The sequence below is a fragment of the Flavobacterium sp. N3904 genome (assembly GCF_025947305.1).
Taxonomy (GTDB): Bacteria; Bacteroidota; Bacteroidia; order Flavobacteriales; family Flavobacteriaceae; genus Flavobacterium.
In genome coordinates this window covers 794,586-810,316 of sequence record NZ_CP110009.1, presented here as the reverse complement: position 1 = coordinate 810,316, position 15,731 = coordinate 794,586, and the positions used below count along the sequence as shown (strand labels likewise).

The window sequence follows — 15,731 nt, the reverse complement described above, 5'->3', positions numbered from 1 at the left end:
TTTCAATCCATCATGAAGAAAGTCTTAACCTTATTATCACTTTTCGGTATTTTAGCTATTCAATTGGCTTGCTCAAGTAGTGATTCTCCTGATACACCGGTTACTCCACCAGTTGTGACAGATGATTTTATTAGAGCTGCCGATATTTCTTTCCTTCCTGAGATCGAAAGCACAGGAACCGTTTTCTACAATAACGGCAAAGCCGAAGACATGCTTACCACGCTGAAAAATGCAGGTTGTAATACGATCCGAATTCGTTTGTGGAAAAACCCAACCAATGGACATTCGGGATTGGCAGAAGTAAAAGCACTTGCCGCTCGTGTCAAACAAGCAGGTCTGAAAGTTTGGCTTACTGTTCATTATTCTGATACTTGGGCAGATCCAGCAGCCCAAACAACTCCCGATGAATGGAAAAATTTATCTTTTGCCGATTTGAAAACGGCAGTTGCCACTTACACATCTACTATTATAACAGAAATTAATCCTGATATTATTCAAATTGGTAATGAAATAAACAGTGGTTTACTATGGCCTCAAGGACATTTGATTAATCAGGAAGCACAATGTATTGCGTTGTTGTCGACTGCGAGCGCCACCATTAGAAGCAAAGCACCAAAAACCAAAATCATGATTCACTATGCCGGAGTAAATGCATCGGATACGGATTGGTTTTTTACCAAAGTAAAAAGTGTCGATTACGATTATATTGGACTTTCCTATTATCCGGTTTGGCACGGTAAAGATTTAGCTGTTGTAAAAAGTACGATTGATGCTTTGGGAAGTAAATTTGGAAAAAAAGTACTTATTGCCGAAACAGCTTATCCATTTACTTTACTTTGGAATGATTGGACGAATAATATAGTTGGAGCAGATAATCAATTGGTTTCTGGTTATCCAGCAACACCCGAAGGGCAAAAAAGTTATTTGCTGGCCATCAAAAATCTTGTAAAAATCTCACAAAGCGGAATTGGATTTGCCTATTGGGGTGGTGAGTGGATTTCGTTCAAAGGAAAAGAAGCAAAGAATGGTTCAACTTTTGAAAACCAAGCATTCTATGATTTTGATAATAAAGCATTGCCTGTTTTACAAGCTTTTAATTTAAATTAAAATACAATGAAAAAGATATTATTTTCATTAGCCATTCTTTCTGCCGTAGTTTTTTCTTGTTGCACTACCAATAAAAATGTAGATAAGCCCAAAGAAGATGCTTTTGCAAAAGGAGCAGATGTAGGCTGGTTGCCACAAATGGAAGCGACCGGATATCAATTTTATGATGCAGATGGATCCAAAAAAGATTGCTTGCAATTGTTGAAAGACCGTGGAATGAATACAATCAGATTGCGAGTTTGGGTAAATCCTTCAAATGACAAAGCAAGCGGACATTGCAGTAAAGAAGAAACAGTAGCCATGGCCGTTCGTGCCCAAAAAATGGGAATGCGCATCATGATTGATTTTCATTACAGCGATTCTTGGGCAGATCCAGGGAAACAAAACAAACCGTTGGAATGGAAGAATCATACTTTCTCAGAATTACTGAATGATGTTTATTTACATACTGAAGATGTTTTGAAAGCGTTAAAAAAGGCAGGAGTTACACCAGAATGGGTGCAAGTGGGGAATGAAATTCCGGGCGGTATGCTATGGCCGGAAGGAAGTACTGACAACTTCAGTCAATTGGCACAATTACTCAATAAGGGATACGAAGCGACCAAAGCAATTGACCCAAAGATCAAAGTAATTGTTCACTTGGATGAAGGAAATAATAGTAAAAAATTCAGATGGTTCTTTGATAATGCGAAAACCAATAATGTAAAGTATGATGTAATTGGATTATCCTATTACCCATTTTGGATTAAAAGCGATTATAAAGAAAATATTGCCGATTTGGCCAATAATCTAAAAGACATGGCGGCTCGATATGACAAAGAGGTTATGGTTGTTGAGGTGGGCGGTATTGATACGCAGGAACAAAACACGTATGACATGTTAGTTGCTGTTATAAAAGCAGTAAAAGCAGTGCCAAATAACAAAGGTCTAGGTGTCATTTATTGGGAACCTGAAGGTGCAAAATCATGGAGCCACTATGAATTGAGTGCTTGGAAATCAGACGGGAAACCGTCTATGGCATTGGATGCTTTTAAAGATTAGTTTTGATTAGTGAAACTATAAAAAAATAATTATACCCGTTTAAAAATGAAAAAATTGATACGTTTTCTGATTGTGTTTTTAACATTCACACAAATGACTTGGTCTCAAACACGTGAGATTAAAGTGTTAGATACCAATTGGAAATTTCAAAAAGGCAATTTTGAAGAGGCATATAAAGTAGATTTTAATGATTCGAAATGGGAATCTGTAACTGTACCGCATGACTGGGCAATTTACGGGCCATTTGATAAGAATGTAGATATACAGAAAGTTGCCATTGTTCAAAACGGGGAAAATGTTGCTACCGAAAAAACTGGACGAACAGGGGCTCTACCCCATATTGGAACCGCTTGGTATCGCAATACATTTACATTGCCAAAAAATTCAGATGGTAAAAAAATAATTCTGCTTTTTGAAGGCGCAATGAGCGAACCTCAAGTATATCTAAACGGAAAAAAAGTGGGTGAATGGGCTTATGGCTACAGTTATTTTTACTTCGATGTTTCTCAATTTATACAAGAAGGAGCCAATACATTATCTGTAAAATTAACCAATAAAGAATTTGCTTCTCGTTGGTATCCTGGTGCTGGTTTGTATCGAAAAGTAAGTCTTATTATAAAAAACAACGAAAGCATCGATCAATGGGGACAGTTTATTACGACTCCTTTTATCAGTCAAGAAGTGGCTAAAGTGAATATTAAGACAAAAGTTTCTGGGGGAAACACTCGTTTGGTCACCACCATTTTTGATGCCGAAGGAAAGAAACTAAATTCAGAGGAATCGACTATACCATTCGGAAAAGAGTTCGATCAAAATATAAAAGTAGAAAAGCCAAAATTATGGAGTCCCGAAACTCCTTATTTGTATAAAGCAGTTTCCCAATTGTATGTTGGAAAAGAACTGAAAGATGAGATTTCAACACCTTTTGGAATTCGAGAAATAAAATACGAGGCGAATAAAGGTTTTAGTCTTAATGGAAAGATAACCAAATTTAAAGGAGTTTGTCTTCACCATGATCTTGGTCCCCTTGGAGCTGAAGTAAATAAAGCGGCGTTGCGCAGGCAAATGACCATCTTAAAAGATATGGGTTGTAATGCGATTCGCAGTTCGCACAATATGCCTTCCTTCGAGCAGCTTGAATTGGCGGATGAAATGGGCTTTCTATTTTTGGCAGAGAGTTTTGATGAATGGGCAAAGCCAAAAGTAGAAAATGGGTACCATCGTTTTTTTGATGAATATGCCGAAAAAGATATCGTGAATTTGGTGCAGGCAACACGAAATCATCCTTCTATTGTAATGTGGAGCGCCGGAAATGAAGTGCCGGATCAATGGGGAGAAGCTGGAGTGAAGCGCGCCAAATGGCTGCAGGAAATATTTCATAGAGAAGACCCGACACGTCCGGTAACTGTTGGTATGGATCAGGTAAAAGCGACTATGGAATCTGGTTTTGGAGCTTTGCTCGATGTTCCGGGGTTGAATTATCGTGTGCATTTATATGATGAGGCATTTAATAAATTTCCGCAAGGGTTTATTTTAGGTTCAGAAACAGCTTCGACTGTTAGTTCTAGAGGGATTTATAAATTCCCTGTGGTTCAAGAAAAAATGAAACAATATCCAGATTTTCAATCTTCCTCTTATGATTTGGAAGCCTGTAGCTGGTCTAATGTACCTGATGAAGATTTTGTGCTTCAAGATGATAAACCTTGGGTAATTGGCGAGTTTGTTTGGACTGGTTTTGATTATTTAGGAGAACCCACGCCTTACGATGAAATGTGGCCTTCTCGAAGTTCTTATTTTGGAATTAACGATTTGGCCGGTTTGCCTAAAGATCGCTATTATTTATACCGTAGCCGTTGGAACACGGAGAAACCAACTCTTCATATCTTGCCGCATTGGAACTGGGAAGGAAGAGAAGGACAGACAACCCCCGTTTTTGTTTATACAAACTACAACAGCGCTGAACTTTTTGTAAATGGTAAAAGCATGGGAGTACAGAAAAAAAATAAAAACACACCACAGAATCGCTACCGCTTGATGTGGATGGATGTAAAATATGAGCCAGGAACCGTAAAAGTGGTGGCTTTTGATGACAATGATAAAGCTGTTGCTGAAGAAGAAATACATACTGCCGGCAAGCCTTATCAAATTGTTTTGGATGCGGACAGGAAAACAATTTCTGCCGATGGTGAAGATATATCTTTCGTAACCGTATCTGTAGTGGATAAAAATGGAATTCCTTGCCCAACGGCGACCAACCAGTTAAAATTTAAGGTTACAGGAGCAGGTACTTACAGGGCTGCCTGCAATGGCGATGCCACTTCACTCGAAATGTTTCATAAAGATACCATGAAACTTTTTAGTGGAAAACTGGTAGTGCTTGTAAAATCGACAACAACTGTTGGTGATGTAAAACTAGAAGTAAGCGGAGCCGGGCTTAAGAGTGGTAAATTGAACTTGGTATCTGAGAAATAAAAAAAATCAAAATAATAATAATTTCAAAATAATGAACGATTTATTAATTAAAAAAACGACCGCTTTTTTTCAGGAAAAATTTGGCAGCGCTCCCGAAAAAACAGTCCTTTCTCCAGGAAGAATTAACATTATTGGCGAACATATCGATTATAATGATGGCTATGTTTTGCCAGCCGCAATCGACAAGATTATTTGTTTCGCTTTTGCAAAAAACAATACAAAAACATCTAAAATTGTTGCCATAGACTTGAACGAAGAATTTGAAGTCGATTTGACTCAAACCATTTCATTGAGCAAAGTAGTTTGGACGAATTACATTTTGGGAGTTATCAAGCAATTGCAGGACAACGGCTTTTCGTTCGATGGTTTCAATTGTGTTTTTAGCAGTAATATCCCGGTTGGTTCAGGATTGTCTTCATCGGCAGCTCTAGAATGCGGAACGATTTTTGGAATCAAGGAACTTTTCAATTTGTCTATTCCAAAAGTGGATATTGCGCTAATGGGACAAAAAGCGGAACATTGGGTTGGAATCAATTGCGGAATTATGGACCAGTTTTCGAGCGTGATGGGTTTAGAAAATAAAGTAATTAAAATTGACTGCAAAACACTGGAATACGAGTACCACAACGCCGATTTCAATGATTATTCTCTTATTTTATTTGACAGTAATGTGAAGCATTCCTTGTTTTCGTCGGCATATAATACCAGAAGAGAAGAATGTGAAGAAGGACTTTCGATAATCAAAAGTAACTTTCCGGAGATTAGTAGTTTCAGAGATTGCATCGAAAGTCATGTGCTTCAATTAAAAGATAAAATGACACCGAAAGTATTTGACAGATGCCATTTTGTTGTTCAAGAAATTCATCGTGTGGCACTCGCCTGCGAAGTTTTGGATAACGGAAACATCGAAGCTTTAGGGAAATTACTTTTCGAAACTCACGAAGGTTTGTCCAAAGAATATCTGGTAAGTTGCGATGAGTTGGATTTTATTGTAGATACTTTAAAACAAGAAAAAGCAGTAATCGGATCCCGATTGATGGGTGGCGGTTTTGGCGGATGTACCATCAATTTGATTAAAAAAGGAGAAGAAGAAGCCATCAAACAAAAACTGACTAAGTTGTATAAAGAGGCTTTTGATATAGAATTGAAAATTTATGATGTAAAAATCGGAAACGGTACATCATTATATAATGCAAACTAAGATGAAAAATTTTGATATAAACGAAGATCCGCACAGACGTTTCAATCCATTAATTAACGAATGGGTTTTGGTATCTCCGCACAGAGCAAAAAGACCTTGGCAAGGACAAAATGAAAAAATTCATACGGATGTACTTCCAGAGTACGATGCTACTTGTTATTTGTGTCCAGGGAATGTTCGTGCCAATGGAGAAAGCAATCCGAAGTATGAATCGAGTTTTGTTTTCGAGAACGATTTTGCCGCTGTAAAGCAAGAACCAATCTTGTATGAAGAGGATATTAAACCCACTTTCTTCAAGGCAAAACCAGAGCGTGGTATTGCCAGAGTAGTTTGTTTCTCGCCAAGACACGATTTGACTTTGCCAGAAATGGAGCTTTCTGCAATTGAAACTATTATAAGGACTTGGCAAAAAGAATACACCGATTTAGGAAGTGTAGATTACATCAATCATGTTCAGATTTTCGAGAACAAAGGTGCTGTTATGGGATGCAGCAATCCGCATCCTCATGGGCAAATATGGGCGCAATCGTCTTTGCCTACCCAAGTGGAGAAAACACAAAATAGTTTGAAAGCCTATTTCGATAAAAATCAAAGCAATCTTTTATTGGATTATTTGAAAGAAGAATTAAAGCTAAACGAACGTATCGTAATTGAGAATGAACACTTCGTGGCTTTGGTTCCTTTTTGGGCAATTTGGCCATTTGAAACGATGATTATCAGCAAAAGGCATATTACAAAAATTACGGAGTTCACTTCTGAAGAAGTTTCGGCTTATGCATCAATTTTAAAGCTATTAACGATAAAATACGATAATCTTTTCGAAACCTCTTTCCCGTATTCTTCTGGAATTCATCAAGCACCAACAGATGGAGAACTTCATCCGGAATGGCAATTTCACATGCATTTTTATCCACCGTTATTGCGTTCAGCTTCGGTAAAGAAATTTATGGTCGGTTACGAAATGATGGGAGAAGCACAACGAGATATAACACCAGAGAAAAGTGCGGTTGTATTGAAAGCGCTTCCTGAAATTCATTATAAAAATAAATAGGAATGAAAAACACACTCTTTTTAAGCTATATTTTCTTCTTTTCTTCATTACTTGTCGTTGCTCAAAATCAGCCAATAACTAATGACTGGGAAAATCCGGAAATATTCCAAATCAATCGAGAACCCGCAAGGGCTGCATTTTTGCCGTATGCGGATGAATCGTCTGCGATTGCAGATGACTATACTCGTTCTCCATGGTTTTTAAGCTTAGATGGAATGTGGAAATTTAATTGGTCTCCAACACCAGATCAAAGACCTAAGGATTTTTTTATAACCAATTTTAATACCACCAATTGGAAGGAAATTACTGTTCCGTCCAATTGGGAATTGAATGGTTATGGAATCCCTATTTACACCAATATAACCTATCCATTTGTCAAAAATCCCCCTTTTATAGACCATGCGGATAATCCAGTTGGTTCGTATAAACGCACTTTTGAGTTGCCGGAAAACTGGAACAATCGTCGGGTTTACTTTCATTTTGAAGCAGGAACTTCGGCTATGTATATTTGGGTAAATGGAGAAAAAGTGGGTTACAGTGAAAACACGAAAAGTCCAACTGAATTCGATATCACTAAGTATGTAAAAAAAGGTAAAAATCAAGTTGCCGTTGAGGTATACCGCTGGAGCGATGGCTCTTATTTAGAAGATCAGGATTTTTGGCGCTTATCAGGAATCGACAGAGATGTCTATTTGTACAGTACTGATAATATTCGAATTGCCGATTTCTTTGCGCGCCCCGATTTAGATGCTTCATATAAAAACGGAAGTTTGTCGGTTGATGTTAAAGTTAAGAATATGAACTCGGTTGCGAAAAAGAACCAAACTGTTATCGCTAAATTGGTAGATGAAACGGGAAAAGTTGTTTTTATAAAAACAGAAAAGATAAGTCTGAGTGCCAATGCAACTGAATCCATCACACTGAATCAAAATGTTGCAACGCCCAAATTATGGAGTAACGAAATGCCCAATTTATATACTTTATTGTTAACCCTTAAAGATGAAAACGGAAAGGATATAGAAACCGTTGGGACTTCAATTGGTTTTCGAAAAGTAGAACTGAAAAACGGACAACTGTTAGTCAATGGTATTCGGATTATGGTTCATGGTGTAAATATTCATGAACATAATCCAAAAACAGGTCATTATCAGGATAAGGAAACGATGATGAAGGACATCAAGTTGATGAAAGAATTGAATATTAATGCAGTGCGTTGCAGTCATTATCCCAATAATCTAAATTGGGTAAAACTCTGCAACAAATACGGTTTGTTTTTGGTAGATGAAGCCAATATCGAAAGTCACGGAATGGGTTCTTTTCCCTGGATTTCGGATTACGCAAGCCATCCTGCATACAGACCAGAATGGCACGCTGCGCACATGGATCGTATTTATAGTTTGGTAGAACGGGACAAAAACCAGCCTTCAGTTATTCTTTGGTCTTTGGGGAACGAATGCGGTAATGGAAAAGTTTTTCACGATGCTTATAAATGGATTAAAAATAGGGACAAAACGCGTTTAGTTCAATTTGAACAAGCAGCAGAAGAAGAAAATACCGATATCGTTTGCCCAATGTATCCAAGTATGGAGTATATGAAGGAATATGCCAAACGAAAGGATGTAAAACGCCCGTTCATTATGTGTGAATATGCGCATGCAATGGGGAACAGTAGCGGAAATTTTCAAGAATATTGGGATATTATTCACAGCAGTGCAAACATGCAGGGCGGATTTATCTGGGATTGGGTAGATCAAGGTTTTGAAATGACTGATGAAGTAGGCCGTAAATATTGGGCTTATGGTGGAGACATGGGTAGTCAAAATTATACCAATGACGAAAATTTTTGTCATAACGGATTGGTTTGGCCAGATCGCAAGCCACATCCTGGTGCTTTTGAGGTGAAGAAAGTGTATCAGGATATTCTTTTTAAGGCTGTGGATTTGAACAAAGGAATTATCGAGATAAAAAATGGTTTTGGATACACAAACCTTGATAATTATCTTTTCAAATACGAAGTTTTGGAAAATGGTTTGGTTATAAAGACGGGTACAATTGATATAAATCTTGCTCCTCAATCCAAAAAGCAAATTCAATTGGAATTACCAAAATTAGTTGCAAAAGATGGGGTTGAATATCTGTTGAATGTTTATGCTTACACTTTAAAAGGCACCGAAGTTTTACCCCAAAACTTTGAAGTGGCTCGTGAACAGTTTTCAATAGGAGTGAGCAACTATTTTGTAAAAGTTGCCGATAAAGAAACAAAACCTATTGTGAAAGAAACTAAAGATGTGATTACGCTCAGTGCGTCTGGTGTCGAAGTAACAATAAACAAAAACACAGGTTTAATTCAAGATTACAATTCTAAGGGTGAACGGTTTTTCAATCAATTGCCGATTCCTAATTTCTGGCGCGCACCAACTGACAATGATTTTGGAAATAATATGCAGGTAGAAAGTAATGTCTGGAGAACAGCAGGGAAGTCTTCTCATTTGAGTGCTATAGAAGTTAAAGAAACAGCGGGGAAAACTACTGTTGTGGCTACTCTTTTCTTAAGAGATGTTGCATCGACTTATACCATTGTTTATGCTATGAATTCAGATGGAAGTTTAGAAGTGTTGAATTCGTTCAAGGCAGGAAATAACCCATTATCGGAAATGCCTCGATTTGGAATGATATTCTCTCTCAAGAACGAACTGGATACTTTTAGTTATTACGGAAGAGGGCCTTGGGAAAATTATCAAGACCGAAATACAGCCTCATTCAAGGGAATTTATAGCAGTAAAGTTTTAGATCAATATGTTCCGTATACGCGTCCTCAGGAAAATGGATATAAAACAGATGTTCGTTGGTTAACGCTAACTAATAACTCAGGAAACGGAATAGAAATAGACGGATTACAATCTTTAGGTGTGAGTGCATTACATAATTATCCTGAAGATTTTGATCCGGGGTTGACTAAAAAATACCGACATATCAATGATATTACTCCACGAAATGAAGTTGTAGTTTGTGTAGATTTATCCCAAAGAGGAGTAGGAGGCGATACCAGTTGGGGTGCTTTGCCACATGAACAATACCGATTGAATAATAAGGAATACAGTTATGGTTTTGTTATAAAACCAAAAAAGATGTAATAAAAGTAAAAAAGAAATAGGATGAAAATAGTAGTTACTGGCGGTTTAGGTTTTATTGGATCCCACACCGTTGTCGAATTGCAAAATCAAGGTTTCGAAGTAGTCGTGATTGATAATCTTTCTAATTCTTCTATTGAAGTTTTAGATGGTATTGAACGAATTACAGGTAAAAAACCAATTTTTTCCGCAATCGATTTAAGAGAAAAATTGGCAGTGCAAAGTTTCTTTATGGAACATATTGATATTGCGGGAGTCATTCATTTTGCAGCTTCTAAAGCGGTTGGCGAAAGCGTAAAAAATCCGTTGTTGTATTATGAAAACAACTTGGGTGCTTTGGTTTACATTTTGCAGGAATTGGAGAAAAAGGCAGCAGCTCATTTTATCTTCAGTTCGTCTTGTACGGTTTACGGTCAAGCCGAAGTGATGCCAATTGCAGAGACAACCCCGATTCAACCTGCCTTGTCTCCTTACGGAAATACAAAACAGATTGGCGAAGAAATCATATCTGATGTAGTGAAAGTAAGCGGTATCAATGCTATTCTGCTTCGTTATTTCAACCCAATCGGAGCGCATCCTTCTGGGGAAATTGGAGAATTGCCGATTGGTGTGCCCCAAAATTTAGTTCCATTTATCACTCAAGCCGGAATGGGTTTGCGAGCCGAATTATCGGTTTATGGAAACGATTACCCAACGGTTGATGGTACTTGCGTTCGCGATTATATCCACGTAGTCGATTTGGCGAAAGCACACGTAATCGCTTTGCAACGATTATTGGACAAAAAGAATGCAGAGCCTTTAGAGATTTTCAACTTAGGAACAGGAACAGGAAGTTCTGTATTGGAAGTGATTGCCGCTTTCGAAAAAGTGAGTGGTCAAAAATTACCATACAAAATTGTGGAACGAAGAGAAGGAGATGTAACTGAGGCGTACGCCAATACAGACAAAGCGAATACCGTTTTGGGATGGAAGACCGTTTCGACTTTGGAAGACGCCATGGACAGTGCCTGGAAATGGGAACAAAAAGTTAGAACTAGTCCTCAATTTGCATCATAATGATTTTAATTAAACAGGTAAATCGTACTGTATCAGACTATTTATGGGATAATTAAAAATAAATGTAAAAAACACATTTATTTTATTGAAAATAAATATTTTTATTTTACATTTGGCTTTAATAATTCATAAAATAATAATGGAATTAAAACACATATCACATTTTAGAACGAATTAGAATGAAAAATTGCAAATTTTTATTCAAAAGTTGAAGAATTTTAAGCAGATAGATTATAAGTTTCGAAAAAATAAGAACCAACGCATAACCCCAATTCATTAATATTAATTTTTAAAAAAACTATTTACTCATGAGCCAGAACCTTGCTTTTGCGGATTACGCAGTATTTATTATTTATTTTGTCGTGGTATCCACTTATGGATATACGATTTATCGCAAGCGTGAAAAAAACGAGCACGATGCCAAAGCATATTTCCTTGCAGAAGGATCACTTACGTGGTGGGCTATTGGAGCTTCGTTAATCGCTTCAAACATTTCGGCTGAACAATTTATTGGAATGAGTGGTGAAGGATTCTTTTTAGGAATCGCTGTTGCTGCATATGAGTGGCTTGCCGCTATCGCTTTGATTATTGTTGCCGTTTGGTTTATTCCTGTTTATTTGAAAAACAAGATTTATACCATGCCTCAATTTTTGAAAACGAGATATAACGAATCAACGGCTTTGATTATGGCTGTTTTTTGGTTGTTTTTATATGTTTTTGTAAACTTGACTTCTATTTTATACTTAGGAGCTGTTGCTATCAACGGTTTGGCAGGTGGTCAATATTTGCATGTTATTATGATAGGTTTGGCTTTCTTCGCTTTATTAATCTCTTTAGGAGGTATGAAAGTGGTAGCGTATACCGATGTAATTCAGGTAGCGGTTTTGATTATCGGAGGGTTGGTTACGTCTTATATTGCTTTGACTACAGTAGGACACTATTTTGGTTTTGGTCAAGACGCCATCGCTGGTTTCAAAGTATTGATGGAAAAAGCACCAGAGCATTTCAAAATGATTATTCCAAGACCTACAGCTACATCTTCTCAATTGGATATCAATAAGTATCTTACTTTTCCGGGGTTAATGTCGTATTTGGCAGGTATCTGGATTATCAATCTTAACTATTGGGGTTGTAACCAATACATCACTCAAAGAGCTTTGGGAGCTGATTTGCAAACGGCTCGTACTGGTATTTTGTTTGCAGGTATGTTGAAATTAGTGATGCCACTTATTGTAATGTTGCCAGGTATTGCCGCTTACGTTTTATATGAAAATGGACATTTACCACAATTGGTTGGAGGAAAAGACGGAGCCTACTCAGCAATGCTAACATTCCTTCCTACAGGTTTGAAAGGATTATCTGTTGCAGCTTTGACTGCGGCTATTGTTGCTTCATTGGCTGGTAAAGTAAACAGTATATCAACTATTTATACTTTGGACGTGCATAAAAAATACATTCAAAAAGGGGCTTCAGATAGAACTCAGGTAAATATTGGAAGATATGCCGTTTTTGCAGCGATGCTTCTTGCGGTTATGTTTACTTGGAATGACTTGTTAGGAATTGGCGGTGTGGGTGGTTTTACTTACATTCAAAAATATACTGGATTTATTAGTCCAGGAGTATTTGCAATGTTCTTCCTTGGGATGTTCTGGAAAAGAACGACTGGTACAGCTGCAATTGTAGGTGTGATTTCAGGTTTCTTATTGTCAGTTTTCTTTAACGAATTTGCGCCTGCATTATTAGGAAATGAAACCTTATTGTACACAGCTTGGCCTAATGGGCATGGTGGTTTCGAAATCCCATTCCATATCTGTATGGGATTGTCTTTCTTATTTACGATGATTCTAATGATCGGAATCAGTTTTGCAGGACCAAAAGTGAATCCAAAAGCATTCGAATTGGATACTGAAATGTTTAAGGTAAAACCACAAACAATGGTTTTAATTGTAATTACATTATTGATTATTGCTGCTTTGTACGTGAAGTTCTGGTAATAAAGTTTGTTAGTTAGTTAAAAAAGTGTGAAGCTAAATTCGTTTGGTTTCACACTTTTTTTATGTGGCTACTTTGTCTAAATTTCTAATGTTGTTTTGAAATTTTCTATTTGTCTTCGATGTCTTAAAATATGTACGATGGCATGTTCAAATAATTGTTCAATATCGTAGACTTGTCCCCAGGATGTTTTTATTTTTTCTGATTCGGCAAAGCGTTCCAGATCATTATCATAAATAGTTTCAAACGTTTCGTAAGTATATAAAAGAACATTATTTAGGTCAACTTTATATTCTTGTACTGATTTACGAATTTCTTTTCTCGGACGTTCAATAGTTGCATTTTTCAAATTTCGAATATAAATGCAATAGGCGTATCCAGAATTCACTACATGAGCAAGTATCGTTTGAATTGATTGACAATCCTCGTTATTAGTTTCTGGAGTAATTGTCAAAACCAACTTTTCGTCAGGTATATTTTGAATCACATTTTGCAGTTCTATTATTACTTTTCTATATTCTGAAAGTAATGCATTTACAGCGTTTTTGTTTTTATTTGCAGTCATGTTACTGTTGGTTTGTCTGTTATTTAATTTTTTTACAGCATTAGTTTTGACTAAGTATTGATATAACAGATGTTTGCGTTAATATGTTCCTTTTCCAAAGTTTTACACTTTCTTTATCACATAAGTCACCATTCCCCAAATGATGAGTTGGTTTTCTTCAGTGACTTTTATGGGCTCGTAATTGGGGTTTTCAGGCATGAGGTACAAACAGTCTTTTTCGACTTGAATGCGTTTTACGGTAAATTCGCCATCGATAAAGCAAATAGCAATTTTATTGTTTTGCGGTTCCAGACTTCGGTCAACGACTAACACATCTTTGTCGTTTATGCCCGCATCAATCATTGAGTTGCCTTTGACTTTGATATAAAAAGTAGCCAAAGGATTTTCGCTCAACTCTTTGTTCAAATCAATGTTGTTTTCCATAAAATCGGCGGCAGGTGAGGGGAAACCCGCCGAAATCCCTTCGTTTATGTACGGAATTCGACTATCGCTTTCAAAGTCGGGGCGAAAAAAAGTAAGCTTTTGTTCTTTTTTTATAGACATTGTATCTCGAGAATATCTTTGAAATTAGTAGTGTATCTGGGCGAAAGATGATTTTGGTTCATATTCCAGGTCAGACTTAAATTTTGGCTGGCCAGTTTTATTTTGGTATCACCAATTTTGTGATTCAGTCGGTCCATCACTTTCATTAAAGCCAAATGTTTGGGATTTTCTTCCTCAAATAAATGAAATTGTTTTTGATTTTCATCGATTAATTCCGTGACGATAACTCCCGCTTTTTTGAACTTGATTCCCTCGTTGCCTTTGTGTAATTTCTTCAGCATTTCGACGGCAGCATTTGTAATGGTTATTGTCGAATTTGAGGCGTATGGCAAAGTCATGGCCATATTAAAATAATATTTGGAAGTTATAACCGAATGTTTATCGACAACCAGCATCACAATAATGGTGTGGCAACAGGAATGTTGTTTGCGTAGTTTTTCGGCACAAACGGCTGCAAAAGTAGTCACCCGTTCTCGAAGTAAATCAAAGTCGGCAATTTGTTTGGGGAAACTTCTGGTCGTGGCAATGCTCTTTTTTTGTTCGACTATGGGCTCCAAGTCCAAAACCGATTTGCCTTCCAATTCATATTTTAGACGCAGGCCAATAACTCCCATTTCTTTCTTAATCCAAGCCTCGTGCTGTGGCTGGACAAAATCGAGTGCGGTATTGATATTGCGAAGTTTTACTTTTTTGATAGTGCGATACCCAATGCCCCAAACATCTTCAATTTTGGTCCATTTGAGAGCTTTGATGCGTTTTTCTTCGCTGTCAATGACATAAACTCCTTTGGTTCTGTCTTGGAATTTTTTGGCAATTTTATTGGCGACTTTAGATAATGCTTTGGTTTCGGCAAAGCCAATGCAAACCGGAATGCCTACCCATTTTTGGACACGTCCTTTCATTTGAAGGCCATAATCGTGATAATCCAAAATGTTTAACCCATCAAAATTCAGGAAAGCTTCGTCAATGCTGTAAATTTCTAGGTTTGGGGTAAATTGACTCAAAATCGCCATAACCCGATTGCTCAAATCGCCATACAGTGGATAATTGGAGGAGAATAAATGAACATTTTTCTCTTTGACCAATTCCTTAATCTGAAATGCCGGCGCGCCCATAGGTACTCCAACGGCTTTGGCTTCGTTGCTTCTCGAAATCACACAGCCGTCATTGTTGGATAATATCGCAACCGGTTTACCGTTGAATTTCGGCTGAAAAACACGTTCGCAGGAAGCATAGAAATTATTACAATCGACTAGAGCATACATGTTGCAAAATTACAGAATAGTGGCCTATGCTTTTGGATAACGAAAGTTAATTTTTGAGACTGTTGATAAGTAGTTTGGGATGTATCTAAAGGAGATTCTAAGATTCTATCCCAATATCTATTAGGATAGAAACTGTCATTAATTGAGAAGATGCTTATTAGAAATTGGCAAGGAGAAAATTTTTAAAATTAAACAGTATCAATTTAAAAACATTTATTATCTTGTGGTCATATTTACCATAAGATAATTGTTATTATTTTAAGAGACCTATTTTGTTATAATATAAAAGGAGTCTTAATTAGTTATT

At 37.0% G+C, this 15,731-nt stretch carries 11 protein-coding genes; 8 read left to right on the top strand and 3 right to left on the bottom strand.

Features of this window, described 5'->3' with window-relative positions; all coding sequences use genetic code 11:
• Window positions 1–12: 12 nt before the first annotated feature.
• The 8 genes from OLM57_RS03370 (at window position 13) to OLM57_RS03335 (ending at window position 13,053) form a co-directional block, all read left to right on the top strand.
• Window positions 13–1,107 (top strand): arabinogalactan endo-beta-1,4-galactanase, encoded by a 1,095-nt coding sequence (locus OLM57_RS03370; protein WP_264565829.1) that lies wholly within the window; start codon window positions 13–15, stop codon window positions 1,105–1,107.
• Between the two features lie 6 nt (window positions 1,108–1,113).
• Window positions 1,114–2,148 (top strand): arabinogalactan endo-beta-1,4-galactanase, encoded by a 1,035-nt coding sequence (locus tag OLM57_RS03365; protein WP_264565828.1) that lies wholly within the window; start codon window positions 1,114–1,116, stop codon window positions 2,146–2,148.
• A gap of 45 nt (window positions 2,149–2,193) precedes the next feature.
• The gene (locus OLM57_RS03360) at window positions 2,194–4,620 is read left to right on the top strand and encodes a DUF4982 domain-containing protein (protein ID WP_264565827.1); all 2,427 of its coding nucleotides are present in this window, start codon (window positions 2,194–2,196) and stop codon (window positions 4,618–4,620) included.
• Window positions 4,621–4,651: 31 nt separating this feature from the next.
• Window positions 4,652–5,821 (top strand): galactokinase, encoded by a 1,170-nt coding sequence (gene galK, locus OLM57_RS03355; protein WP_264565826.1) that lies wholly within the window; start codon window positions 4,652–4,654, stop codon window positions 5,819–5,821.
• A 1-nt stretch (window position 5,822) separates the two neighbouring features.
• A complete protein-coding gene (locus tag OLM57_RS03350) occupies window positions 5,823–6,872 on the top strand; it encodes a UDP-glucose--hexose-1-phosphate uridylyltransferase (RefSeq protein ID WP_264565825.1) in 1,050 nt (349 codons plus the stop codon).
• Window positions 6,873–6,874: 2 nt separating this feature from the next.
• Window positions 6,875–10,006: a glycoside hydrolase family 2 TIM barrel-domain containing protein gene (locus OLM57_RS03345; RefSeq protein ID WP_264565824.1), complete on the top strand. Its 3,132-nt coding sequence runs from the start codon at window positions 6,875–6,877 to the stop codon at window positions 10,004–10,006.
• 21 nt (window positions 10,007–10,027) lie between these two features.
• Window positions 10,028–11,059 (top strand): UDP-glucose 4-epimerase GalE, encoded by a 1,032-nt coding sequence (gene galE / locus OLM57_RS03340; protein WP_264565823.1) that lies wholly within the window; start codon window positions 10,028–10,030, stop codon window positions 11,057–11,059.
• Between the two features lie 308 nt (window positions 11,060–11,367).
• Window positions 11,368–13,053, top strand: coding sequence for a sodium/sugar symporter (locus OLM57_RS03335; RefSeq protein WP_264565822.1), 1,686 nt, complete (start codon window positions 11,368–11,370; stop codon window positions 13,051–13,053).
• 77 nt (window positions 13,054–13,130) lie between these two features.
• Here the strand turns inward: OLM57_RS03335 and OLM57_RS03330 are convergent, their stop codons facing one another.
• From OLM57_RS03330 to OLM57_RS03320, 3 genes are all read right to left on the bottom strand, one after another.
• On the bottom strand, window positions 13,131–13,616 hold the full coding sequence (locus tag OLM57_RS03330) for a DinB family protein (RefSeq protein ID WP_264565821.1): 486 nt from the start codon (window positions 13,614–13,616) through the stop codon (window positions 13,131–13,133).
• 102 nt (window positions 13,617–13,718) lie between these two features.
• A complete protein-coding gene (locus tag OLM57_RS03325) occupies window positions 13,719–14,159 on the bottom strand; it encodes a LexA family protein (protein ID WP_264565820.1) in 441 nt (146 codons plus the stop codon).
• Window positions 14,150–15,424 carry a Y-family DNA polymerase gene (locus OLM57_RS03320; protein WP_264565819.1) on the bottom strand — a complete coding sequence of 425 codons (1,275 nt, stop codon included), beginning with the start codon at window positions 15,422–15,424 and terminating at the stop codon, window positions 14,150–14,152. The genes OLM57_RS03325 and OLM57_RS03320 overlap by 10 nt, the downstream gene beginning before the upstream one ends.
• Window positions 15,425–15,731 lie beyond the last annotated feature (307 nt).

What these genes read in the sequence shown, in the direction of transcription:
- OLM57_RS03370 (WP_264565829.1), top strand. Translation starts at nt 13, where the DNA reads ATGAAGAAAGTCTTAACCTTATTATCACTTTTCGGTATTTTAGCTATT.
- OLM57_RS03365 (WP_264565828.1), top strand. Translation starts at nt 1,114, where the DNA reads ATGAAAAAGATATTATTTTCATTAGCCATTCTTTCTGCCGTAGTTTTT.
- OLM57_RS03360 (WP_264565827.1), top strand. Translation starts at nt 2,194, where the DNA reads ATGAAAAAATTGATACGTTTTCTGATTGTGTTTTTAACATTCACACAA.
- galK (WP_264565826.1), top strand. Translation starts at nt 4,652, where the DNA reads ATGAACGATTTATTAATTAAAAAAACGACCGCTTTTTTTCAGGAAAAA.
- OLM57_RS03350 (WP_264565825.1), top strand. Translation starts at nt 5,823, where the DNA reads ATGAAAAATTTTGATATAAACGAAGATCCGCACAGACGTTTCAATCCA.
- OLM57_RS03345 (WP_264565824.1), top strand. Translation starts at nt 6,875, where the DNA reads ATGAAAAACACACTCTTTTTAAGCTATATTTTCTTCTTTTCTTCATTA.
- galE (WP_264565823.1), top strand. Translation starts at nt 10,028, where the DNA reads ATGAAAATAGTAGTTACTGGCGGTTTAGGTTTTATTGGATCCCACACC.
- OLM57_RS03335 (WP_264565822.1), top strand. Translation starts at nt 11,368, where the DNA reads ATGAGCCAGAACCTTGCTTTTGCGGATTACGCAGTATTTATTATTTAT.
- OLM57_RS03330 (WP_264565821.1), bottom strand. Translation starts at nt 13,616, where the DNA reads ATGACTGCAAATAAAAACAAAAACGCTGTAAATGCATTACTTTCAGAA.
- OLM57_RS03325 (WP_264565820.1), bottom strand. Translation starts at nt 14,159, where the DNA reads ATGTCTATAAAAAAAGAACAAAAGCTTACTTTTTTTCGCCCCGACTTT.
- OLM57_RS03320 (WP_264565819.1), bottom strand. Translation starts at nt 15,424, where the DNA reads ATGTATGCTCTAGTCGATTGTAATAATTTCTATGCTTCCTGCGAACGT.